Here is a 23,283-nt window from a genome sequence, read left to right on the forward strand (position 1 = left end):
GGGATCGGGTGTTCCTTCCGGGTGTGGCGCGGGTGTGCGCGGTGGGCGGGACGGCCGGTCGGCGGCCGTCCCGCCGTCGAGTCAGCCGTTGACGGTGAAGCCCTGCTGGTTGCCGTAGTCGACGAGCGCCTTCTGCCAGTCGGTCAGGCCGGGGTCCAGGCCGGTGGCCCCGGTGTAGGACTTGCCGACGGTGTCGTTGAAGACGGTGTTGGCGTAGAGCTGGTAGGGCAGGTAGCTCCAGCCTGGCACGACCTGGCCGGCGGCGGCGGTCAGGACCTGGTTGATCTGCTGCCCGCCGAAGTAGGGCGAGGGCTTGTCCTTGAAGGCCGCGGAGTCGAGGTCGGCCTTCGTGGCGGGGAAGCCGCCGCTCTCCAGGAACGGCTTGACGCCGTTGCCGTTGTTGAGCCAGCGCACGAAGGCCGCCGCGAGCGCGGGCTTGGCGCTCTGCTTGAGCACCGACTGCGTGCTGCCGCCGTTCTCCGCGGTCACCGGCGTGCCGCCGTCGTAGGTCGGCATCGGGGCGACGGCCCACTTGCCCGCGCCGCCCGGCACCGAGGACTCCATCACGCCGGGCATCCACGCGCCGGTCGGCAGCGTGGCGATCGTGCCGTCACCCAGCGCCTTGTACCAGGCGTCGCTCCAGCCGGGGATCGAGGAGACCAGCTTCTCCTCGACGAGCTGGTCCCACGCGGCGGTCCACTTCTTCGCGCCCTCGTCCTGGAGGTCGATCTTCACGGACTTGCCGTCCGTGCTGAACGGCTTGCCGCCCGCCTGCCAGATCATGCTGGTCGTGAAGCCCGCGTCACCGGTGTCGTTGGTGATGTACTTGGTCGGGTCGGCGGCGTGCAGCTTCCGGGCCGCTTCGACGTACTCGTCCCAGGTCTTGGGGACGGTGATGCCGTGCTGGTCGAAGAGCGCCTTGTTGTAGAACAGGGCCATGGGGCCGGAGTCCTGGGGCAGGCCGAACAGGCCGCCGCCGACCTTGACCGAGTTCCACGTCGAGGGGGTGTAATCGCCCTCGAACGCCTGGAAGCCGTACTGGCCGAGGTCGACCAGCGAGCCGGTCAGCGCGAACTGGGGGAGTGCCTGGTACTCGACCTGGGCGACGTCGGGCGCGCCGGAGCCGGCCTTGATGGCGTTCTGGAGCTTGGTGTAGTGGTCGTTGCCGGTGCCGGCGTTGACGTAGTTGACCTTGATGTTGGGGAATTCCTTCTGGAACGCCTCGACCTGCGCCTTGGCGGACGGGGTCCAGCTCCAGTAGGTGATCTCGCCCCCGTCGCGCAGGGCGGCGTCGACCGCGTCCTGGGTGCCGGTTGCGCCGCCCGGCGTCGTGCCGCCGCCGTCGCCGCCGGAGGAGCAGGCGGAGAGCACGGTGGCGAGGGCGGTGGCCAGGACTATGGCCACCCGGCTGCGCCTGGTGGGTGACATGGTTGGGGGTCCTTTCGCGGCGGTGGGAGAGGGTTACTGCTTGACGCTGCCCGCGGTCAGGCCCGACTGCCAGAAGCGTTGGAGCAGCAGGAAAGCGATGACGAGCGGGACGATGGTGATGACGGAACCGGTGATCACGAGGTGGTAGATCGGCTGCGCGCCGACACCGGCGGCCTGCGCGCTCCACTGGTTCAGGCCCACGGTGAGCGGGTACCACTCGGGTTTGCTGAGCATGATCAGCGGCAGGAAGTAGTTGTTCCACGTCGACACCACCGCGAACAGCGCGACCGTCACCACACCCGGCGCGAGCAGGCGCAGCGTGACGGTGAAGAAGATCCGCAGCTCGCCCGCGCCGTCGATGCGGGCGGCCTCCAGCAGCTCGTCGGGCACGGCCTCGGTGGTGTAGGTCCACACCAGGTACAGGCCGAACGGGCTGACCAGGGACGGGATGATGATCGCCCACGGCGTGTTGGTCAGGCCCAGGTTGCTGAACATCAGGAACGTCGGCACGGCCAACGCGGTGCCGGGGATCGCGATCGCGCCCAGCAGCACGGCGAACACGGCGCGTCGGCCGCGGAAGCGGTACTTGGCCAGGCCGTAGCCTGCGGCGGTGGCCAGGGCGGTCGCACCGCCCGCGCCAACGACGACGTAGAGCAGGGTGTTGCCCAGCCAGCGCAGGAAGATCCCGTTGTCGTGGGTGAACGTCTGCCCGATGTTGTCGAACAGCGCGAACGTGCCGCCGAAGGCCAGGCCGGACGTCGACAGCAGGTCCTGCTGGGTCTTGGTGGCGCTGATCAGCAACCACGCCAGCGGCACCAGCGTGTAGACCAGGTAGACGGTCATCACCGCGGTCAGCACGCGGGACTTGCGGGGTCGGAGCGGGGACAGGGCCACGGTCCTCACGCACCCTTCCGGGAGCCGCGCAGCTGCACGACGTAGGCGATGATGGCGGTGATGACGCCCATGACGATCGCCACCGTGGCCGAGTAGTTGTACTGCTGGCCGCCGAAGGACAGCGTGTAGGCGTACATGTTCGGCGTGTAGAAGGTGCCGATCACGTTGGGCGCCAACGCCCGCAGGATGTTCGGCTCGTTGAACAGCTGGAAACTGCCGATGATCGAGAAGATCGTCGCGATCATCAACGCGCCCCGGATCGCCGGGAGCTTCACGCTCGCGATCGTCCGGAACGTGCCGGCCCCGTCGATGGCGGCGGCCTCGTACAGGTCGTGCGGCACGACTTTGAGCGCCGAGTAGAGGATCAACATGTTGTAGCCGACGAACTCCCACGTCACGATGTTGCCGATGGACAGCAGGATCCAGTCGCCCGACAGGGGTGCGACCACCTTGTCCCCCAACAGCCTGTTGAGGTCCGCGGTGAGGCCGAAGCTGTCGCCGTAGATGAAGCCCCACATCAGCGTCGCCACCACCGCCGGCACCGCGTAGGGCAGGAACACCACGATCCGGAAGAACCCCGCCGCGTGCAGCCGGGCGCTGTCGATCGCCAACGCCGCCACCAGCGCCAACCCCAACATGACCGGCACCTGGACCACCAGGAACAGCAGCACCCGCAGGAACGACTCCCAGAACTTCCCGTCCCCGAGCACCGCCGCGTAGTTGTCCAGCCCCACGAACTCCGTGCCGCCGAAGAACACCTGCTCGCGGAACAGGCTCAACCACACCGCGTAGACGATCGGCGCCAGGAACACCAACGCGAACACGGCCAGGAACGGCGCGACGAACAGCCAACCCTTCCGGTCGACGCGCAGGCGGCCGACGTTGCGCGCCGGACGTGCCGGACGTGCCGGTGGCGCTTCGACCGGCGCCGAGATGGACGTCATCGTCTCTCCTGTTGACCACGGCGGTGATGTTTACGCAAACATTTGGCGGCCGACGCTAGCTCGTCGGTTCGGGCCTGTCCAGGGGGCGAGGAGACCCGGGGCCCGGTGCGGGTTCCCGACCGGCCCCCCTTGACAGGCTGTCGTCCGGGTCACACACTGGCGCGGCCGCCGGTCATGTTTGCGCAAACATGACGTGTTCCGCAAGGTCCCCTCCACTCGGCACCACTCATGAGGAGATCAACGATGAACTCTTCGCCCACCCGACGCCGACGCTCGTCCCGCGTCGTGGCGGCGGTCGGCTGCGCCTTGGGCGTGGCCGGGCTGCTGACCGCGGCGGCCTCGCCCGCCGGCGCGGACACCAGCGGGTTCAAGGGGGTGAACTGGGCCGACCCGCGCGACAACTACGCCGCCGACGAGGTCGTGCCGTCGGGGTTGTCCAAGTCGGACAGCTACGCCACCACCCACGCCAAGGCGACCGCGGTCATCGGGCAGTTCCAGGCCAAGCTCGGCGCCAACACCGTGCGCCTGCCGGTGAACCCGGCCACCGTCAACGGCCCGTTCTGGAACTCCTACACCGGTGCGATCGACGCCGCCGCGGCCAAGGGGTTCAAGGTCATCCTGGGCTACTGGGAGTCCCCGACGGCCAAGGACGGCCGCATCGACGACACCGCCGCGTTCAACACGATGTGGAACCGGATCACCACGAAGTACGCGGCCAACGGCGCGGTGTACTTCGAGCCGATGAACGAGCCGTTCGGCTACAGCAGCCAGGAGTGGCGCGACGTCGCCGCGGCCTGGTTGACCGCCCGGCCGTCCGTGCCGCGCGGCCGCGTGTTCATCGGCGGCACGGGCTACAGCGAGGACGTCAAGCCGGTGTGCGCGGACAGCCGGCTCGACGGCACCTACCTCGCGCTGCACCAGTACGGTTTCTGGCACAAGGACTGGACCAGCCCGCAGCAGTGGGCCGACGACCTCCGGGCGCGCATCGGCACCTGCGCCTCGCGCACCGTCCTGGACGAGTTCGGCGCCGAGATGACCTCGGGCCTGAACTACAACGGTCCGGTCAACGGCTCCTACGAGGTCGCCTACATCCAGGCCGCGACCGACACCCTGCGCTCGCTGCGCATGGGCTCGGTGTACTGGCCGGGGCTGCGCACCGGTGACAGCTACTCGTTGACCACCCTGAGCGGCAGCGGCGCCAACCTCACCCTGGACGTCACCAACCCCAGCGGGGCCGACCGGCTGCGGTGGGCGTGGGGCGGCGGCGCCACGACGCCGACCGACGGCGTGCTGCGCGGGGCCGGGTCCAACCGGTGCCTCGACGTTCCGGGCGCGAGCCGGACGAACGGCACGGCGCCGACGCTCTGGGACTGCAACGGTGGCGCGAACCAGCAGTGGGCCCACACCGCAGCCCAGGAACTGCGCGTCTACGGCGCCAAGTGCCTCGACGCCGAGGGCGGTGGCGGCACCGAAGCCCGGCTGATCATCTGGGACTGCCACGGCGGCGCGAACCAGAAGTGGACCCTCCAGTCGAACGGCACGGTGACCAACAACCAGTCCGGCCTGTGCCTCGACGTGACCGGCGAGGCCACCGCGAACGGCAGCGCGGTCGGGTTCTGGCACTGCAACGGCAAGCCCAACCAGGTCTGGCGGCGCGGCTGAGGAGCTGACCGGGTTCCCGCCGACGCGGGAACCCGGTCAGGGCAACCGGAAGTCCGCGACCCGGATCGGCGACGGCGTGGCGCCCGACGAGGCCTGTTGGTACTGCACGGACAGGACGCCGTCGACCGCGACGCGCGTCGGGTCGACGTTGACCTCGCCGAACGCGTTCATCGCCGGCCGGTCGAAGAGCAGGGCCCAGTCGGTCCACCCGGAGGCCCTGCTCGCCGCCACGATCCGGCCGCGCGGCATCACCAGGTAGGCGTTGTCGGCGCGGTCGAAGACCAGTTTCGTGCGCTGGGTGCTGTTCGGCGGCACGGGCACCTCACGCTTGGTCCACGTGTCGCCCGAGCGGGTGAGGTGGAAGGTGCGGGCGTGCCGAGCCCGCTGCGCGGCGTAGTCCGACACGCAGCGGGCGAACCGCTCCGGCACGTAGCTGATCACCACGTGCGGCGTGCCGGTCGAGTCCACGGCCTGGCTCTCCTGGTTCATGAGCGCGTGGTCGGGGCCGAGGTGGTCGACGAGGATGCCGGGGGAGGAGACGGCCACGGGCTCCCCGCCGGTCGTGCCCACGACGCCGCCCGCGCCGGTGCGCCAGGTGCGGCCCCGGTCGTCGCTGTGGACGTAACCGGTGTCGTGGTTGGTCAGGCCGCCGGGGGCGCACAGCACGCCCGGGTCGTCCTCACGCCACGTGAAGGCGGCGTGCAGGCGTCCGCGCCGGTCGTAGTCCAGCCCGTGCAAGTACATGTTGCGCCTCGTGGACACGACGCCGTTCGGTCCGGTGTACTCGCCGGTGGCCGAACTCCAGGCGCCCAACCGCCGCCAGGTCCCGTCGTCGTACTCGGCCAGCTCGTTGACGCCGTTGCCGGACCTGCCGGTGCGGTAGCTCAGCTGGAGAACCCCCTCCGGGGTCACCACGAACTGCGGGTACGACAGGTCGCCCAGGTCGACGCCGTCGAGCGTCCGCTGCACCGCGCCGAACGCCGACGCGTTCCAGGGGAGCGGTCGCGTGGTGAGGCCGGGGATCGACTTCACGTAGAAGACGCGGTTGTCGTGCGTGTCCATCGCGACGTGCAGCGTCCCGTCCTGCGGGGAGATGCCGAGCGAGATCACGTTGTGCGAGTCGTCGACGCTCAGCCGGTGCGGCAGCACGACGCTCTCCCACGCGCCGCCGAGCCGCCTGCGTGCCACGACGGCGTTGCGGTCGGCGGTGTACCAGGTCGCGTACTGGTGACCGGCGTGGGTGACGATCGCGTCGCGCTGGAAGGAGTTGTTGTTGACCACGCCGTCGTACGACACGAAGAACAGCGCGGCCGGGTCCAGCATGGTGTCGGACACCAAGGTCGCCCTCGGTCCGATCGCTCGCCCGGTGTCCGACACCATCGCCGGTCCTCTCGTCGGTTCCCCGTGCTCGTCAGCTTGTGCGCGGAGTCGGTCCACCACCGTCCACCGCCGGACGAGCATGTGCGATCGTTTAGGTCGAGTCAAGCACTATTTGATCGTTTACGATCGTTTGGTTCGCGTCTGAGACCGGAGGAGTCGAAGTGGTCGCGGTGCTGTGCGTTGGAGAGACCATGGCCGTGTTCACCCCCGCCGAAGCGGGGCCTCCCGAGGAGGTGCGCACCTGGTCGCGGGGCACCGGCGGCGCGGAGTCCAACGTGGCCTGCGCCCTGGCCGCGCTCGGCGTTCCCGTCGGCTGGGTGAGCGCGGTGGGCGACGACCCGTTCGGCCGGGCGGTCGTCGCGTCCGTGGCGCGGGCGGGTGTGGACGTCTCGCACGTGGCGGTCGACCCGACCCGGCCCACGGGCCTCTACATCAAGGAAGCGGGCCGGACCGGCAGCGCCGTGCGCTACTACCGCGCCGGCTCGGCGGCGTCCGCGCTCGGGCCGGAGGTGGTCGATCGGCTGGACCTGGGCGCGGTGTCGCACGTGCACCTGACCGGCATCACCGCCGCGCTCTCGCCGTCGTGCCTGGCGCTGGTGCACGCCCTGCTGGACCACCCCGGCGTCACGACGTCGTTCGACGTCAACTGGCGGCCGGCCCTGTGGCCCCCGTCGGGGCCGGACGTCCTGCGCTCGCTGGCCGCGAAGGCGGACATCGTCCTCGTCGGCGACGACGAGGCCGAGGCGCTGTGGGGCGTGTCCGCGCCGATCGCCGTCCGCGAGCTGCTGCCCGAACCCGGCACGGTGGTCGTCAAGCAGGGCGCGGCCGGCGCGTCCGTGCTGGCGGCGGGTGCGGAGCCGGTGTTCGAGCCCGCGTTGCGCGTGGACGTCGTCGAACCGGTCGGCGCGGGCGATGCCTTCGCCGCGGGTTTCCTGGCGGGCCGCCTGGCAGGAAACCCGCCCGCGCGCTGCCTCCGGTCCGGTCACCTGGCCGCCGCCGGAGCGCTGTGCACGATGTCCGACGTCGCCGTGCCGCTGCCGCCGGCCGACGTGGCCCGGCTGCTCGTCGCCGATCCGGCCACGTGGGCCGCCGCCCGCGTCAGCGCCGCCGGCGTGCGGTGAGCCGGGAGGATCGGACCGGCGCGTGTGCGGTGATCAGCGCAGTGCTTCCGTACGGGCGCCGGTCGACGCGCGCTCACGCAGTTCGGAGCTGAGGACGACCCGGCGCACGGGCCGGTCGGGGCCCTGTGCCAGGCGTTCCAGCGCCAAGTGCACGGCGGTGCTGCCCACGGCGTACTTCGGCGGTCGCATCGCGGTCAGCGGCGGGTGGGCGAACCTGGCGACCTCGTCGTCGTAGGCGACCACGGACAGGTCGGCGGGCACCCGGATGCCGCGCTCCTCGGCGCGCTGCACCAGCGACACCGCTTCGCGGTCGGAGTGCACGACCAGCGCGGTGGCCTCGTGCTCGGCGCACAGGTCCAGGACCCGGTCGACGTCGACCGCCCATCCCGGCTCGTAGTAGGCGGCCACGCTGACCTCCGGCGCCGGCCGCAGCCCGAGGTCGGTCATCGCGTGGCGCCAGCCGTCGCGGACCTGACCGGACGTGGGGCTGGTCGCGCTGATCGCGAGCCCGATGCCGCGATGCCCCTGGCCGTGCAGGTGGCGGACGGCGAGCTCCGCGCCCGCCGCGTGATCGGTGCGCACGGACTCGACGTGCTGCCGGTACGGGCCGGACACCGCCGAGCGCTCCACCAGGACCACCGGCACGGGCAGGGCCGTCAGCCACGCGAGGAGCTCCTCGGAGCCCGGGCCCAGGGTCGGCGGCGCGACGAGCAACGCGTCGACCGCGCCGCTGCCGATCATCCACTCGACCTGGTGTCGCACGTCGTCGACCTGGTAGGACGCGCCGCGCAGCACGAGCCGCGCGCACTTCTGGTGCGCGGTGTCCTGCGCGCCGCGGATGACCTCGGGCCAGTAGTAGTCCAGCGACGGCACGACCATCCCGATCGCCGGCGTCGAGTCCTCGCCGGTCGCCTCAGCCTGCCCGGCGACCAGCCTGACGCCGCCGTGCACGCGTTCCACCAGCCCTTCGGCGGCCAGGTCGTTCACGTCCCGCCGCACGGTGACCGGCGTGACGCCCATGGCCTGGGCGATGTGCGTGATGCGCACGACGCCCCGGCCCGCCAAGTGCTCCAGCAGCCACTGCCGTCGGGCGGCGGGCAGCATCGCGCCCTTGGCCTCCGCACCCGGTTTGTCCGCCATGACCGCCTGCTCGCCTCGTCATCCTGATCGAAACTGATCGTAACAAGCAAACTGTACAGTCTTGCCCTTCCTTTGTGTCTGAGATTGACTGTTTCCGATCCTCAACTGACTGAAACGAACCGAAGGAAGGCAACGCAACGTGGAGCAGCGCTACGCGACCGCGCCGCAGCAGGTCCCGTCCATGACCACGGACGACCTGCGACGGCACTACCTGGTCGAAGACCTGTTCGCCGACGGCGAGGTGCGCGCGGTGCACAGCCACCACGACCGGGTCGTGCTGGTGGGCGCGCTGCCGCGCGGCGGCCCGCTGCACCTGCCCGCGTTCCCGGAGCTGAAGTCGGAGCGGTTCTTCGACCGCCGCGAAGCCGGGATCGTCAACGTGGGCGGACCGGGCACGGTGACCGTCGACGGCGAGGAGCACCGGCTCGCGCCGACCGCCTGCCTGTACGTCGGCCGCGGCGCCGAGGAGGTGTCGTTCGCCTCCGACGACGCCGACGCGCCCGCCGCCTTCTACCTGTTCTCCGCGCCCGCGCACACCTCCTACCCGACCGTGCTGGTGGAGCCGGGCGCCGGCACCGTGCGCGAGCTGGGCGACCCGCTGACGTCGAACCGCCGGACGCTGACCCAGTACATCCACGAGAACGGCGTCCGCAGCTGCCAGGTCGTGATGGGCGTGACGACGCTGCACCCCGGCAGCATGTGGAACACCATGCCCGCGCACACCCACGAGCGCCGCATGGAGGTGTACCTCTACTTCGGCCTGCCCGAGGACGCCCGCGTCGTGCACCTGCTCGGCGAGCCGAGCGAGACCCGGCACCTGGTCGTGGCCGACCGCCAGGCGGTGATCTCGCCGCCGTGGTCCGTGCACAGCGGGGTCGGCACCGCCGCGTACAGCTTCGTCTGGGCCATGGCGGGCGAGAACCAGGCGTTCGACGACATGGACCCGCACCCCGCGGCGGCACTGCGATGACGCCGGAGGTGGCCGGCCTGCTCGACCTGACCGGCAAGACCGCCGCCGTCACCGGTGCGACGCGCGGCATCGGGCTCGCCGTCGCACGGCTGCTGGCCGCCGCGGGCGCGGACGTGGTCGGCGTCGGCGCGTCCATGCCCGAGGGCGACAGCCCGGCACGGGCCGCGGTCGAGGGCGAGGGCCGGGTGTTCACCCCCGTGCGGACCGACTTCGCCGATCACGCGCAAGTGGCGGAGCTGGGCGCGCTGCTGGCCGGCCGGGGCGTGGACGTGCTGGTCAACAACGGCGGCACGATCCGCCGCGCGCCCGCCGCCGAGCACAGCGACGCCGACTTCGACCACGTGATCGACGTCAACCTGCGCGCCACCTGGACGCTGTCGCGGGACGTCGGCCGCGCGATGCTGGCCCGCGGCTCGGGCCGGATCGTCAACATCGCGTCGATGCTGAGCTTCCAGGGCGGTGTCACCGTGCCCGGCTACACGGCGTCGAAGTCCGCGGTGGCCGGCCTGACCAAGGCCCTGGCCAACGAGTGGGCCCACCGCGGCGTCAACGTCAACGCCGTCGCGCCGGGCTACGTCGCCACCGACAACACCGGCGCCCTGCGGGCGGACCCGGACCGCAACCGGTCCATCCTCGAACGCATACCGGCGGGGCGCTGGGCCGAACCGGAGGACATCGCGGGCGCGGTGCTGTTCCTGTGCTCCCGCGCGGCCGACTACGTCCACGGCGTCGTCCTCCCGGTCGACGGCGGCTGGTTGGCGCGGTAGGTGCGGTCAGCCGGGTGGGGGGACCGACGAGCCGCGCACGCGCAGGGACGGGGTGATCACCACCCGGTGCGACGGTCGGTCCGGGTCCCGCAGCCGCGCGGCCAGCAGCGACACCGCCGCCCGGCCGATGGAGCGCCGCGCCGGGCGCACGGCGGTGAGCGCCGGCGTGAACAGCGCCGCCACCTCGTCGTCGTAGGCCACCACCGACAACCCGGACGGCACCTGCACGCCGCGCTGCTCGGCGCGCTGGACCAGGGCCATCGCCTCGGTGTCGGCGTGCACGAGCACCGCCGTGGTGCCGGTCGCGGCCAACCCGTCGAGCACGTCGTCCAGCGCCGTGTCCCACCCGGCCGTGCCGGGCGTCGGGATCGAGGTGTCCACGGTGGACCCCGGGTCGAGGCCGGTCTCGGCGCACGTGTCGAGCCAGCCCCGGCGCACGTGCGGGGAGGTCGGGCTGTTCTCGCTGGTCACCAGGCCGACCTTGCGATGGCCCAAGGACACGAGGTGGTGCACGGCCATGGCCGCGCCCAGGGCGTGGTCGGACACCACCGACTCCACGACGGCCTGGCGCGGGCCGACCGTCGCCACGCGCTCGACGAGCACGACCGGGGTGTCGATGGTGCTCAGCCACTCGATCGTGGCCGCCGCCGACGGCGCGGTCAGGCTCGGCGCGGCGATCAGCCCGCACACGTCCTCGTGGTCCAGCAGGCGCTCCAGCTGGGGCCGGTCGTCGGCGCTCTCGTAGGACGAACCCCGGAGCAGGATCCGCAGCCCGTTCGCGGACGCCTCCTCCTCCGCGCCGCGGACCACTTCCGGCCAGTAGTAGTCGAGCGAGGGGACCAGCATGCCCGCGGCGCCGACGTGCGCGGGCTCCGCCGGGGCGTCCGACGGCCGGGCCGCGGGCGGCAGGAGGTCCGCGGTGGGTAGCGTGGCACCGCCGTGCACCCGGCGCAGGAGGCCCTCGCCGTCGAGGTGGGCGATGTCGCGGCGCAGCGTCACGGCGGTGACGCCCATCTTCTCGCTGAGGTCGGAGATCCGGACCGTGCCGTCCCGGCGCAGCGCCTCCAGGATCGACGCGTGCCTCCTGGCGGCGAGCGTGCGGGCCTCGGGGTTCACGACGCGTCCGCCGCGGTGGCGCGGGGCGACGGCGCCGTGGCGTGGAGCCCGCGTCCTGTGGTCGGCCGGGCCGTCACCCGCTTCGCGCCGGTCGCACCGTCCCCCATCCGCGCTTTCGTCACCGCAGGTCCTCTCGTCGTTGATCGTGACCCCAATTATGTGGGCGACTCGCCGTGACACCCCACGGCGACCGGCCGGTCCGCGCGCGGCGCCCCGTGCGGACGCGTGCGAAGAGCGATCATGTGAGTCTTGACACGATCGCTCGTGAACGTATTTACTGCTTAACAGGCAAAGCGATCAAAAACGAAAGTAACTGTGCACCGTTTGATCGAACGCCTTCGACGCTGAAGGACGAGTCACATGCCGCCGGAACCCCTGTTGAGGGCCGCCGCACCACCGACCCCGATCGCGGGGTGGACCCGCGAGGAGTGGGCGGGCACAGCCGACGCCATGCTGCGCGCGGTCCGCCCCTTCGCCTCACCCGGTCACGCGCGGATCACCCTGCCCGGACCGGCCGGCGGCTACGGGACCGACGTGGACGGCCTGGAGGGCTTCGCCCGCACGTTCCTGCTCGCGGCTTTCCGGATCGCGGGCGAACGCGGAGCCGACCCGGGCAACCTCGCCGAGTTCTACGCCGAGGGCATCGCGACGGGCACCGACCCGTCGTCCCCGGACCGCTGGGTGCGCTTGGACGAGCACGCGCAGGCCAAGGTCGAAGCCGCCTCGCTGGCGCTCGCCCTCGACCTGACCCGCCCGTGGCTGTGGGACCGCCTCGACCCGGCCGTCCAGGAGCGGGTCGTCGCCTACCTCTCGCCCGCCGTGGGCGACCCGACCTACCCGCGCATCAACTGGGTGTGGTTCCGGCTGGTGGTGCAGGCGTTCCTGCGGTCGGTCGGCGGTCCCTGGTCGCCCGAGGACGTCGCCGAGGACCTCGCCACCCACGACGGCTTCCTCCGCGAGGACGCCTGGATGGCGGACGGCCACGAGCGCGCGTTCGACCACTACGTCGGCTGGGCGCTGCACGTCTACCCGCTGCTGTGGTCGCGGATGCCCGGCGCGGCCGGCTTCGCCGAGGCGCGCCGCGAACGGGACACGGCGTTGCTCGACCGCTTCCTGCTCGACGCCGTCAGCCTGGTCGGCGCGGACGGGTCGCCGCTCGTGCAGGGCCGCAGCCTGACCTACCGGTTCGCCGCCGCCGCCCCGTTCTGGGCAGGCGCCCTCGCCGAGGTGCCGTCCACGCCACCCGGGGTGCTGCGCCGGGCGGCGACGAGCGTCGTGCGCCACTTCGTCGACCGGGGCGCGCTCGACGAGCACGGCCTGCTGTCCCTCGGCTGGCACGGGCGGTGGCCGCGCATCGCGCAGGCGTACTCGGGTCCGGGCTCGCCGTACTGGGCGGTGAAGGGCATGCTCGGGTTGGCCCTGCCCGCCGACCACCCGGTGTGGCTGGCCGAGGAACTGCCGCTGCCGGTCGAGCGGGGCGACTACGTGCGGGCGATCAAGGCGCCGGGCTGGCTGGTGAGCGGCACGGTCGCGGACGGTGTGGTGCGGGTCGTCAACCACGGCACGGACCACGCGGTCCCCGGTGACACCAGGGGCGACTCCCCGCTCTACGCCCGCTTCGGCTACTCCACCGCGACCAGCCCGTTGCTCGACCGCGACAGCTGGGCCGACCCGCACGACCAGGCCGTCGTGCTGGTCGACGCCGACGGTCGGACGTCCCACCGGTCCGGCATGGCGGTCGGCGCCACCGAGGTGGTCGACGCGCACGGCCTCACCGTGGGCGTCGGATCCTCGTCCGGTGTCGTGCGCTGGTTGGAGCCCGACGAGGCGCAGCAAGGTCACGGATCCGGCTGGTCGGGCCGCCACCACGACGCGGGCGCCGTCACCGTGCGCTCGTTCGTCCGCGGTGCGTGGGAAGTCCGCCTGGTCCGCGTGGACGCCGTCGCCGAGGACCGCCCACCGGTGGCCCTGAGGCTGTCCGGGTGGGCCGTCGCGGGCGCGGGCGTCGACCTCCGGTCCACCGAACCGCCGTGCGCCCGGGGCGACGACGGCACGCGCTCGACGCTGACCGTCCTCTTGGGGCAGACCACCGACTCGGGTGTGTCCACGCACGAGGACGCAGGCCCCCTGGGACCGGTCGCCGCGGTCCCGTGGGCCCAGTTCCCCGTCGTGCCCGGCGAGTGGTTCGCCGTCCTGCTGGACCTGGCGCGCGGCGCCCGCCCCTGGTCCGTCGAACCCGAGGTCCGGCTCGACCCCGGGCCGACGACCTGGGTCACCACCCGGTGGCCCGACGGCGCGCGCACCCGCGTCGCGCTGTCCTGACCGGCGGGCACCCCACCCGCGCTGCCCGTTCTCCCCGTGGCTCGACCAGGAAGTGAAGGACCATGCGACACCGCCATCCCAAGTGGACCGCCATCGCGGCCGCCGTCACCGCCCTCACGCTCACCGCCTCCGCCTGCGGCGCCGACGAACCCGCCGACAGCGGCGGCCCGGTCACGCTGACGATGAGCGCGTGGAGCCTGAACTCCACCCCCGAGTTCAAGAAGCTCGCCGAGTCGTTCCAGGCGCAGAACCCGGACGTGAAGATCGAGTTCAAGGAGTACGACGCCACCAACTACGACACGCAGCTGACCGCGGACCTGGCCGCCGGCAGCGGGCCCGACCTCTACATCCTCAAGAACCTCAAGAACTTCATCACCTACCAGGCCGGCGATCAGCTGCTGGACGTGTCGGACGTCGCCGGTGGCCTCGGCGACAAGGTCAACGGCCTCGGCAACTACAAGGTGGACGGTGTCACCTACGCCGTGCCCTACCGCCAGGACTCCTGGTACCTCTACTACAACAAGGACCTCTTCACGGCGGCGGGCGTGACGCCGCCCGACGAGACGTGGACGTGGACGGAGTACGAGAAGGCCTCGGCGGACCTGGCGGCGGGCCTGAAGGCCGCGGGTTCCCCGGCCAAGGCCGCCTACCAGCACGTCTGGCAGTCGACGGTGCAGGGCCTCGCGCTGGCCCAGACGTCGGGCGCCGACCTCGGCAGCGGTGACTACGGCTACCTGGCGCCCTACTACAAGCGCGCGCTGGAGCAGCAGCAGGCCGGCGCGCAGGTGGACTACGGCACGGCCACCACGAACACCCTCCAGTACCAGGCGCAGTTCGGCACCCAGCAGGCCGCGATGATGCTGATGGGCAGCTGGTACGTCGCTACCCTGCTCGCGCAGCAGAAGTCCGGCGCCGCGCAGTCGTTCCAGTGGGGCTTCGCGCCGGCGCCCCAAGCCGACGCGGGCGCCAAGGACAAGCCGATCACGTTCGGCGACCCCACCGGCATCGGCGTCAACGCCGCCATCGACGAGGGCAAGACCAAGGCGGCCAAGGCGTTCCTGACCTTCGCCGCGGGCGAGGGCGCGGCCACCGCGCTCGCCTCCATCGGCATCACGCCCGCGACGCTGACCGACCCCGTGGTCCAGGCGTACTTCGCCGTGCAGGGCATGCCGGCGGACGAGCTGTCCAAGTTCACCTTCACCACGCACGACACCCGTGCGGAGAACCCCGTCTCGGCGCAGACCGCCGCGTTGCAGAACATCCTGCAGGAGACGCACTCGGCGATCATGTCCGGGAGCACGCCGGTGGACGAGGCGCTGACCAAGGCGGGCGAGCGGGCCCGCAGCGAGGTCCTCGAGTCCAAGTGACCGCTCGGCGCGGGCTCGGCGTCCCCGAGCCCGCGCCACCACCAGCACACCACCTACGCAGGAGCACAGAGAGCCGATGAGCACCACGACGGTCGGCGGTCCGCGCAGCGCGGACCGGACGAAGCGGTGGTACCGGGCGCGCCGGTCACTGCAGGGCGCGTCGTTCGTCCTGCCGAACTTCCTCGGCTTCGGCCTGCTCACCCTGGGCCCGGTCGTCGCCCTGTTCTACATCTCGTTCACCAACTGGAACGTCTTCGGCACCGCCAAGTGGATCGGGCTGGACAACTTCACCCGCCTGCTCGGTGACGCGAGCTTCCACCGGGCTCTGCTCAACACGCTGTACTACTCGGCGTTCCACATCCCGCTCACGCTCGCGCTGTCGCTGGGCCTTGCGCTGTTGCTCAACCGGAAGCTGCGCGGCGTCGCGTTCTTCCGCACCGCCGCGTTCTTCCCGTACGTCACCTCGATCGTGGCCATCGCCATCGCGTGGAACCTGCTGTTCAGCCGCGACGCGGGCCCCGTCAACCAGATCCTCGGCCTGTTCGGGGTGGACGACCCGCCGGGCTGGACCGCGTCCTCGACCTGGGCGATGCCCGCCGTGATCATCGTCGGGATCTGGCGAGAGATGGGCTACTACATGCTGCTCTTCCTCGCGGGGTTGCAGACCGTGCCGCCGGAGCTGCACGAAGCCGCCCGGATCGACGGCGCGAACGCCTGGCAGCGCTTCCGCAACGTGACCCTGCCGTGCCTGCGCCCCACGACGTTCTTCGTCACGGTGATGCTCACCATCGGCAGCTTCAAGGTCTTCGACCTGATCCTCGTGATGACCAACGGCGGTCCGGGCCAGTCGACGCTGGTGCTGTCCCAGTACATCTACCAGAAGGGCCTGGTGGAGAACCGGTTCGGCTACGCCTCCGCGATCTCCGTCGTGCTGTTCGCGCTCTGCATGGTGGTCACGATCGTGCAGTTCGCCGTCAACCGGAGGAGGAACGCCTGATGGCCGCGCCGCGCACACTGCCAGACCTCGCCGCGCCCGGGACGGTCGGCGCCGGGCCCGCCGCGCCGCCCGAGCGGAGCGGCACGCGGTTCCCCGCGCCGGGCAGGATCCTGGGCTACGCCGTCCTCGTGGTGGCGGCGGCCGGGCTGCTGCTGCCGTTCTTCTGGATGGTCTCGTCCTCGCTGAAGACCGCCAACGGCGTCTTCTCCGTCCCCGTGACCTGGTTCCCGGACTCGCCGCAGTGGGCGAACTACGTCGAGATCTGGCGGATCTCGGACATGCTGGTGTGGTTGAAGAACACCGTCTTCCTCTCGGTGGTCGTCACCGTGCTCCAGCTGTTCACCGGCAGCTTCGCCGCGTACGGGTTCGCCAAGGCCCGCTTCCCGGGGCGCAACCTGCTGTTCCTGCTCTACATCGGCACGATCGCGGTGCCGTGGCAGGCGTACATGATCCCGCAGTTCATCATGATGTCCGAGGTGGGCCTGACCAACACGCCGTGGGCCGTCATCGCCCTCCAGGCGTTCAGCGCCTTCGGCGTGTTCCTGATGCGGCAGTACTACCTGACCATCCCCGACGAGCTGTGCGAGGCCGCCAGGGTGGACGGCCTCAGCGAGTACGGCATCTACTTCCGGATCATGCTGCCGCTGTCCGTGCCCGCCCTCGCCAGCCTGGCCCTGCTCACCTTCGTCACCACCTGGAACGACTACCTCGGTCCGCTGATCTACCTGCGCGACCCGGACCTGTGGACGATCCAGCTGGGGCTGAAGTCGTTCGTCAGCGAGTACAACGCCGAGCACGCGTTGATCATGACCGGCTCGGTGCTGTCCGTGGTGCCGATCGCGGTGGTGTTCCTCCTCGGGCAGAAGTACTTCGTCCAGGGTGTCGCGACCAGCGGGCTGAAGGGCTGACGACCGTGTCGCACGAGATCTACGCGCGGGTGTTCACCACCGCCTACGCGCTGCTGGCCACCAGTGCGCTCGTGGTGGGCACGAGCGCGCCGTTCCTGGCCGTGCTGCTGTTCACCCCGGTCACGGCCAGCTGGCCGTTGCTGGTGCTGACCGCGCCGTTCGTCGGCCCGGCCTTCGCCGCCGCGCACGCCGTGTTCGGCTCGACCGCGCGGGACGACGGCGCACCGGTCGTGCGCGGTTTCCTGCGCGCCTGGCGCCGGCACGCCCGCCGGTCCGTGATCGTGGCCGGCGCCGCGTCCGCCCTCCTGGTCGTGCTGGCGGTGGACATCCGCGCGGCGTGGGGCACACCCGTCGGCGCCGTCGCGATCCCCGTCCTGGCCGTGCTCGCGGTGCTCACCGCGGTGACCGCGCTGGTGGCGCTCACCGGCGTGGTCGAGCACCCCGACGTGCCGCTGCGGCGCCTGGTGCGGGCCTGCCTGTTCCTGGCGCTGCGCCGCCCGCACCTCACCGCGGTCTCGCTGGTGGCGCTGTGGGTGCTGGCGGCGGCCGTCGGCGCCCTGCCCGTGCCGGCGCTCGCCCTGCTGACCGGCCCGGCGCTGTACGTCGTCTGGGTGGGCAGTCGCGCGACCCTCCGGCCGCTCCGCGTCGTCCCGGGCCCCGGGCCCGACCCGCGTTCTGTCGCGGCGCGCTGACCCGCGCCCGCTGTTCCGTCACCCGTTCTGAGGGAGAACCATGTCCGCGGAAGCAGACCGCGCCGCACCGACCACCGACCACCTGGCCGCGGCCTGGAACGCCGCCCTGGCGACCGTCAGGGGCAACATCGCCGACTTCACCGCCTGGTACCCGGACGACACGACCACCGCCGGCGCGTACCGGCCGCGCACGGCCCGCGACGGCCAACCCGAGGGGGCGAACGTCGGGTGGACCACCGGCTTCTGGCCGGGGATGCTGTGGCTGGCCTGGGAGGCCACCGGCGACGACGCCGTGCGGCGGGCCGCGCGGCTCCAGGTCGACAGCTTCGAGGACCGGGTCCGGCGCGAGATCGACCTGGACACCCACGACCTCGGGTTCCTCTACACGCTGTCGTGCGTGACGCCGTACCGGCTGCTGGGGGACGCGCGGGCACGTGAAGCCGCGCTGAAGGCCGCGAACCACCTGATGGACCGCTTCCTGGAACCCGCGGGCATCCTGCAGGCCTGGGGCGACCTGGAGAACCCGCTGCAACGCGGTCGCACGATCATCGACAGCCTGATGAACGTGCCGCTGCTGTACTGGGCGGCCGAGACGACCGGCACGCCGTCGTTCTTCGACGCCGCCATCCGCCACACCGAGCAGCTGCGACAGCACGTCATCCGCCCGGACGGCACCACGTTCCACACCTACTACTGGGACCCGGAGACCGGCGAGCCGCTGCGCGGCGGCACCGAGCAGGGCCACCAGGACGGCTCCTGCTGGGCACGCGGGCAGGCGTGGGGCATCTACGGGTTCGCCCTCGGCTACCGGCACGCGCGGCGGGAGTCGTTCCTCGACGCGGCCAGGCGCTGCGCGGACTACTTCCTCACCCGCCTGCCGGAGGACCGCATCGCCTACTGGGACCTGGTGTTCGACGACGGCAGCGGGGAGGAGCGCGACTCCTCGGCCGCCGCCATCGCCGTGTGCGGCCTGTACGAGCTCGCGGACCACGTGGGCGACCGGGACGCCGCCCTGCGCTACCGCGCCGAGGCCGACGCCATCCTGGACAGCCTGGCCACCGCGTACTCGACCGCGCACGACCCCGGCGCCACCGCGCTGCTCCTGCACGGCGTCTACGACAAGCCCAAGAACGTCGGGGTGGACGAGGGCAGCCTCTGGGGCGACTACTTCTACCTGGAAGCCCTGAGCCGGCGGCTGCGGTCCGACTGGCGCAGCTACTGGTGACGTGACGGGGGGTGGGCGTCGTCGAGCGCCCACCCCCACGTCGTCAGCTGGTCAGCCGGAACGTGGCGTCCGCGCGACCCGTCGCGTCGGTGATCTGGTCGAGCCGGAGCTGGTAGGCGTAGTGCCGGAGGTACCGGTCCGGGTGGTTGTAGGACTGGAACGACGACCAGGACGACGAGGCGAGCCCGGCCACCTGGCGGAACGTGGCGTCGGCCTTGAACGTCGCGCTGCCGTCGTCCGCCGCCAGCACGAAGTCGTAGTTGTTGTGCCGCAGGTAGTAGCCCGGGTAGTTGACCGACTGGAACGACACGGTCCCGGAGCCCGCCAGACCGGGCATCACCCGGAACTGGGCGTCCTGGGCGGGGCTGACGTTCGGGTCGATGCGCACGTCGAAGTCGGCGTGGCGCACGTACCGGTCCTGGAAGTTGTAGGACTGGATGCGGTTGACCGGGGTGGTCGTGCCCCACTTGGCCAGGACTCGGCTCTCCTCGGCGGCGGTGAGGTTGAGGATCGAGCCGTGCCGCTTGCGGGTGGCGCCCAGGTTGTAGTCCGTGCGGGTGGTGAAGTTGCGGGTGCTGCCCAGGTTGGTCGACGTGATCGGCATGTACCCGCGGCCGGTGGCGTACTGGTCCAGCCACAGCGCCCACTCGTTGCGGCCGTTGAACTGCATCCACATCGGACCTTCGACCACGTTGCCGCCGCCGGTGCCGTTGGAGATGCCCATGTGCGAGAGGTTGCCGATGGTGGTCCACGAGCCGAGGATCGAGTTGCTGCCCTCGACGGTGATGTGGCCGTCGGCGGAGGCCCGGTAGTAGCGGTAGCCGCCGACGCTGCCGGGCGATTCGACGATCTGGGTGTCGATGATGCCCTGGCCCGCGCCGCGGTCGATGTAGAGCACCGGCGAGGTGACGGTCCGGAAGTCCCTGGTGCGCACGTAGTAGATGCGGTGCTTGGTGACGCCGTTGAGCGGCGCGTTGGTCGCCCAGTAGACGACGTACTCGCCGGACGCGGGGTCGTAGATGGCCTCCGGCGCCCAGGCGTTGCCCGCGCCGGAGATGCCGGACGCGACGTTCAGCAGCCGTGGCGCGGACCAGGTGACCAGGTCGGTCGACTCCCACACGACCAGGGACTTGCTGCCCCGGTTGGCGGCGTCGGACCACGACGTGCCGCTCGCGATGCGCAGGTCGGTGGCGATGATCCAGTACCGGTCGCCGGCGGGTGAGCGGACGAGCGCGGGATCGCGCACGCCGCGCGTGCCGACGGTGGACAGCAGCACGGGCGCGCCGTTGTTCAGGTCGGTCCAGCGCAGGCCGTCGCGGCTGTGCGCGAGGTAGATCTGCTCGCCGGTCGAGTGCTCGCCGGTGAAGTGCGCCATCAGGTAGCCGGTGAACGGCTCCAGAGCCTCGGCGCGCCGGTCGGTCGTCACCGACCAGGAGGTGAACAGCAGGGCGACGGCGGCGACCAGCGCGCCGATCCTCGTCAGTGTTCGTGGCACGGGTGATCTCCCTTGATCACGGGGGTGGTTCACGATCGGGGCGGTGCGGTGCTCGGCGGCGTGGGTGAGCGCTAACAACGCGTGCGGGCACCCGGGAGTAGCTGTGAGCACCCTCACGCTTCAGCGGCGAGTATGTTAGATGTTCGCGTTAACATCAAGGGGCGGCGTGGGCCTTCGCGCCACAGGCGGGGTGCGGGGGCGGGCGCTGGGGGACGCGAGCGCTCTGCGGCACTTTCGACGGCGACTCGTGCGCGTGCGGCGGACGGGTGGTCGACATCCCCGACGCCCGGTCCGGCGAGACGCCCGCACCTGTGCGATGTGCCAGGGGGCTTGACAGGGGCCGGACAATAGAAAATCGGCGTGCGCTCCGAAGTGGACTGGAGAACCCGCCGAACCTAAGACCACGTTAGCGCTGTGAGGGGCATGTGTCAACTCAGGGGTACGAAGAGGAACTGCGGTCCGAGCGGGGCTACGTGGCCGGGCTCTACCGGCGGCTGGACGCCGAACGCGCGCGGGTGAAGGTGGAGTTCGACGCCGCGCTGCGCGGCACCGGCGGCACGCCCATGGAACGCGACGTCGAGGTGCGCACGCTGGCCAAGGAGGCGAAGCGGCTGGACGTGGCCGACAACGGGCTGTGCTTCGGCCGGCTGGACACCCTCACGGGCGAGCGCTCGTACATCGGGCGGATCGGGCTGTTCGACGAGGACGACGAGTACGAGCCGGCGCTGCTCGACTGGCGCGCGCCGGCGGCGCGCGCGTTCTACGTCGCCACCGCCGCGAACCCGGAGAACATGCGCCGGCGCCGCCAGTTCCACACCCGCGGTCGCCTGGTGGCCGATTACACCGACGAGGTGCTCGGCCGGCCCGACGGCGGCGAGCGGGGTGACGCGGCCCTGCTCGCGGCGGTCAACGCGCCGCGCGGCGAGGGCATGCGCGACATCGTGGCGACGATCCAGGCCGAGCAGGACGAGATCATCCGGCTCGACCACCCCGGCGTGCTGGTGATCGAGGGTGGACCGGGCACCGGCAAGACCGTGGTCGCGCTGCACCGCGTCGCGTACCTGCTCTACACCCAGCGCGAGCGGATGGAGCGGCACGGTGTGCTGGTGGTCGGGCCCAACCCGGCGTTCCTGAACCACATCGGCCGCGTGCTGCCGTCGCTCGGCGAGTCCGACGTGGTGTTCATGACGCCGGGCGACCTGGTGCCCGGACTGCGCGTCACGGCCGACGACACGCCCGAAGCCGCCCGGCTCAAGGGCTCGCTGAAGATCCTGGACGTGCTCGCGGCGGCGGTCGCCGACCGGCAGCGGCTGCCGGAGGAGCCGGTGACGCTCGAACTGGGTGGCGGCACGGCGCGGATCGACGCCGCCACCGCGGAGTGGGCCAGGGAGGAGGCGCGCGCGAGCGGGCTGCCGCACAACGAGGCCCGCGCCGTGTTCGGCGAGATCATCACGTACGTGCTGACCGAACGGGCGATCGGCAGGCTCGGCAAGGGTTGGCTGACCCGGGACAACAAGGAAGCCTGGGAACGCGTGCGGGCGGACCTGGTCAAGGAGCTCGCGGAGGACGACGGGTTCGTCGCCGTGCTCGACGAGCTGTGGCCGGTCCTGACGCCGGCCTCGCTGCTGGCCTCGCTGTACACGTCAGCCGAACGGTTGCGGGCGGCCGGCGCCGACCAGGCGTTGTGGCGTGCCGACGGCGAGGCCTGGACGGTGTCGGACGTGCCGTTGCTCGACGAGCTGGTCGACCTGCTCGGCCGGGACCAGGCGGCCGACGACACCGCCGAGCGCCGGCGCAAGGCCGAGGCCGAGTTCGCCGAGGGCGTGCTCGACAGCCTGCACGGCCGCCAGGACTCGATGGACGACGAGGACCACCTGTACGCCACGGACCTGCTGTACGCCGAGGACCTGGCGGACCGGGTCCTCGAGCGCGACACGCGTGAACTCGTCGAGCGCGCCGCCGCCGACCGCGACTGGACCTACCGGCACGTCGTGGTCGACGAGGCGCAGGAACTGTCCGAGATGGACTGGCGGGTGCTGATGCGGCGCTGCCCCGGCCGGTCGTTCACGGTGGTCGGCGACCTCGCGCAACGCCGGTCCGAGGCCGGTGCGACGTCGTGGGACGCGATGCTGGAGCCGTACGTGCCCGGCCGCTGGGTCTACCGGGCGCTGACGGTGAACTACCGCACGCCGGCGGAGATCATGTCCGTCGCCGCCGCCCTGCTCGCCGAGTTCGCGCCGTCGGTCCAGCCGCCGGAGTCGGTGCGCGCGTGCGGCGTGCGGCCGTGGTCGAGGCGGGTCGCGGAGGACGAGCTGCCCGCCGCCATCGAGGAGTTCGTCCGGGACGAAGCCGGTCGCGAGGGCACCAGCGTGGTGATCGGGCCCGTGGGCGTGGCGGGCACCGTGCCCGCGTCGGAGACGAAGGGCCTGGAGTACGACGCCGTCCTGGTCGTCGAGCCGGAACGGATCCTCGCCGAGGGCCCGCGTGGCGCCGCCGAGCTCTACGTCGCGCTCACCCGCGCCACCCAGCGCCTCGGCGTCCTGCACCAGGACCCGCTGCCGCGGGCCCTGGCCGGTCTCGCGGAGATCGGGACGCCGGCAGGCGCCGGCGGTGGGCGGTCGGCCTAGCGGTTCGCGTGCGGCCGGCCCGGCTCCGAGGGCCGGCCGCGGACGCCCTGGTGCCTGATCGCCGGTCGGCCCACGATCGCGGCACGTCGCTTCCCGACCGGGTGGTCCGGTCCGGATCGGCACGGGGAGCGCGGACCGTGCGGCACAACCGGTGCAGGGCTCGACCGGGAGGGCGGGGGAAGTGCGTGCGGGAGACGCGTGGTGCCGACCGGGTGCGCGCTGCTGATC

Annotated in this window: 18 protein-coding genes; 11 read left to right on the forward strand and 7 right to left on the reverse strand. The window is 71.8% G+C overall.

Going from position 1 to position 23,283, the window contains the following annotated elements; genetic code table 11:
• Positions 1 to 81: 81 nt before the first annotated feature.
• From AB0H12_RS28995 to AB0H12_RS29005, 3 genes are read right to left on the reverse strand one after another with little or no spacing between them, the layout of a single operon-like run.
• Positions 82 to 1,428, reverse strand: a complete 1,347-nt coding sequence (locus tag AB0H12_RS28995) for an ABC transporter substrate-binding protein (RefSeq protein ID WP_499627049.1) — start codon at positions 1,426 to 1,428, stop codon at positions 82 to 84.
• Between the two features lie 33 nt (positions 1,429 to 1,461).
• Complete coding sequence (locus AB0H12_RS29000) at positions 1,462 to 2,271, reverse strand: carbohydrate ABC transporter permease (RefSeq protein ID WP_499627221.1); 810 nt, start codon at positions 2,269 to 2,271, stop codon at positions 1,462 to 1,464.
• Positions 2,272 to 2,327: 56 nt separating this feature from the next.
• Positions 2,328 to 3,266: a carbohydrate ABC transporter permease gene (locus AB0H12_RS29005; protein ID WP_499627051.1), complete on the reverse strand. Its 939-nt coding sequence runs from the start codon at positions 3,264 to 3,266 to the stop codon at positions 2,328 to 2,330.
• Between the two features lie 243 nt (positions 3,267 to 3,509).
• On the opposite strand from AB0H12_RS29005, the gene AB0H12_RS29010 reads away from it, so the two are divergent.
• Positions 3,510 to 4,928: a ricin-type beta-trefoil lectin domain protein gene (locus AB0H12_RS29010; RefSeq protein ID WP_499627053.1), complete on the forward strand. Its 1,419-nt coding sequence runs from the start codon at positions 3,510 to 3,512 to the stop codon at positions 4,926 to 4,928.
• Between the two features lie 36 nt (positions 4,929 to 4,964).
• On the opposite strand, the gene AB0H12_RS29015 is transcribed toward AB0H12_RS29010, so the two are convergent.
• A complete protein-coding gene (locus AB0H12_RS29015) occupies positions 4,965 to 6,263 on the reverse strand; it encodes a BNR repeat-containing protein (protein WP_499627054.1) in 1,299 nt (432 codons plus the stop codon).
• A 215-nt stretch (positions 6,264 to 6,478) separates the two neighbouring features.
• On the opposite strand from AB0H12_RS29015, the gene AB0H12_RS29020 reads away from it, so the two are divergent.
• Positions 6,479 to 7,429, forward strand: a complete 951-nt coding sequence (locus AB0H12_RS29020; protein ID WP_499627224.1) for a sugar kinase — start codon at positions 6,479 to 6,481, stop codon at positions 7,427 to 7,429.
• Positions 7,430 to 7,462: 33 nt separating this feature from the next.
• Here AB0H12_RS29020 and AB0H12_RS29025 read toward each other — a convergent pair whose 3' ends face one another.
• Entirely contained in the window at positions 7,463 to 8,569 is a 1,107-nt protein-coding gene (locus tag AB0H12_RS29025) for a LacI family DNA-binding transcriptional regulator (RefSeq protein ID WP_499627056.1), read from the reverse strand.
• Between the two features lie 139 nt (positions 8,570 to 8,708).
• Here AB0H12_RS29025 and kduI point away from each other — a divergent pair, with 139 nt between their 5' ends.
• Together kduI and AB0H12_RS29035 are read left to right on the forward strand one after the other, a co-directional pair.
• A complete protein-coding gene (kduI, locus tag AB0H12_RS29030; protein ID WP_499627058.1) occupies positions 8,709 to 9,539 on the forward strand; it encodes a 5-dehydro-4-deoxy-D-glucuronate isomerase in 831 nt (276 codons plus the stop codon).
• Complete coding sequence (locus AB0H12_RS29035; protein WP_499627060.1) at positions 9,536 to 10,306, forward strand: SDR family oxidoreductase; 771 nt, start codon at positions 9,536 to 9,538, stop codon at positions 10,304 to 10,306. The genes kduI and AB0H12_RS29035 overlap by 4 nt, the downstream gene beginning before the upstream one ends.
• A gap of 6 nt (positions 10,307 to 10,312) precedes the next feature.
• Here AB0H12_RS29035 and AB0H12_RS29040 read toward each other — a convergent pair whose 3' ends face one another.
• Positions 10,313 to 11,422 (reverse strand): LacI family DNA-binding transcriptional regulator, encoded by a 1,110-nt coding sequence (locus AB0H12_RS29040; protein ID WP_499627062.1) that lies wholly within the window; start codon positions 11,420 to 11,422, stop codon positions 10,313 to 10,315.
• A gap of 360 nt (positions 11,423 to 11,782) precedes the next feature.
• Here AB0H12_RS29040 and AB0H12_RS29045 point away from each other — a divergent pair, with 360 nt between their 5' ends.
• The 6 genes from AB0H12_RS29045 to AB0H12_RS29070 all read left to right on the forward strand — a co-directional run bounded on the left by AB0H12_RS29045 (position 11,783) and on the right by AB0H12_RS29070 (position 18,933).
• Positions 11,783 to 13,744 carry a DUF2264 domain-containing protein gene (locus AB0H12_RS29045; RefSeq protein WP_499627064.1) on the forward strand — a complete coding sequence of 654 codons (1,962 nt, stop codon included), beginning with the start codon at positions 11,783 to 11,785 and terminating at the stop codon, positions 13,742 to 13,744.
• 62 nt (positions 13,745 to 13,806) lie between these two features.
• Positions 13,807 to 15,111 carry an ABC transporter substrate-binding protein gene (locus AB0H12_RS29050; RefSeq protein WP_499627066.1) on the forward strand — a complete coding sequence of 435 codons (1,305 nt, stop codon included), beginning with the start codon at positions 13,807 to 13,809 and terminating at the stop codon, positions 15,109 to 15,111.
• 76 nt (positions 15,112 to 15,187) lie between these two features.
• Complete coding sequence (locus AB0H12_RS29055) at positions 15,188 to 16,108, forward strand: carbohydrate ABC transporter permease (RefSeq protein ID WP_499627068.1); 921 nt, start codon at positions 15,188 to 15,190, stop codon at positions 16,106 to 16,108.
• Entirely contained in the window at positions 16,108 to 17,016 is a 909-nt protein-coding gene (locus tag AB0H12_RS29060) for a carbohydrate ABC transporter permease (protein ID WP_499627070.1), read from the forward strand. Before AB0H12_RS29055 ends, AB0H12_RS29060 begins: the two co-directional genes overlap by 1 nt.
• A gap of 5 nt (positions 17,017 to 17,021) precedes the next feature.
• On the forward strand, positions 17,022 to 17,708 hold the full coding sequence (locus AB0H12_RS29065) for a YesL family protein (RefSeq protein WP_499627072.1): 687 nt from the start codon (positions 17,022 to 17,024) through the stop codon (positions 17,706 to 17,708).
• Between the two features lie 40 nt (positions 17,709 to 17,748).
• Positions 17,749 to 18,933, forward strand: a complete 1,185-nt coding sequence (locus AB0H12_RS29070; RefSeq protein ID WP_499627074.1) for a glycoside hydrolase family 88 protein — start codon at positions 17,749 to 17,751, stop codon at positions 18,931 to 18,933.
• A gap of 43 nt (positions 18,934 to 18,976) precedes the next feature.
• Here the strand turns inward: AB0H12_RS29070 and AB0H12_RS29075 are convergent, their stop codons facing one another.
• Positions 18,977 to 20,428, reverse strand: a complete 1,452-nt coding sequence (locus AB0H12_RS29075; RefSeq protein ID WP_499627075.1) for a glycoside hydrolase family 43 protein — start codon at positions 20,426 to 20,428, stop codon at positions 18,977 to 18,979.
• Between the two features lie 425 nt (positions 20,429 to 20,853).
• On the opposite strand from AB0H12_RS29075, the gene helR reads away from it, so the two are divergent.
• A complete protein-coding gene (gene helR / locus AB0H12_RS29080; RefSeq protein ID WP_499627077.1) occupies positions 20,854 to 23,055 on the forward strand; it encodes an RNA polymerase recycling motor ATPase HelR in 2,202 nt (733 codons plus the stop codon).
• Positions 23,056 to 23,283: the final 228 nt, after the last annotated feature.

The sequence above is a fragment of the Actinosynnema sp. NPDC023794 genome (assembly GCF_040639675.1).
GTDB classification, from domain to species: Bacteria; Actinomycetota; Actinomycetes; order Mycobacteriales; family Pseudonocardiaceae; genus Actinosynnema; species Actinosynnema luteola.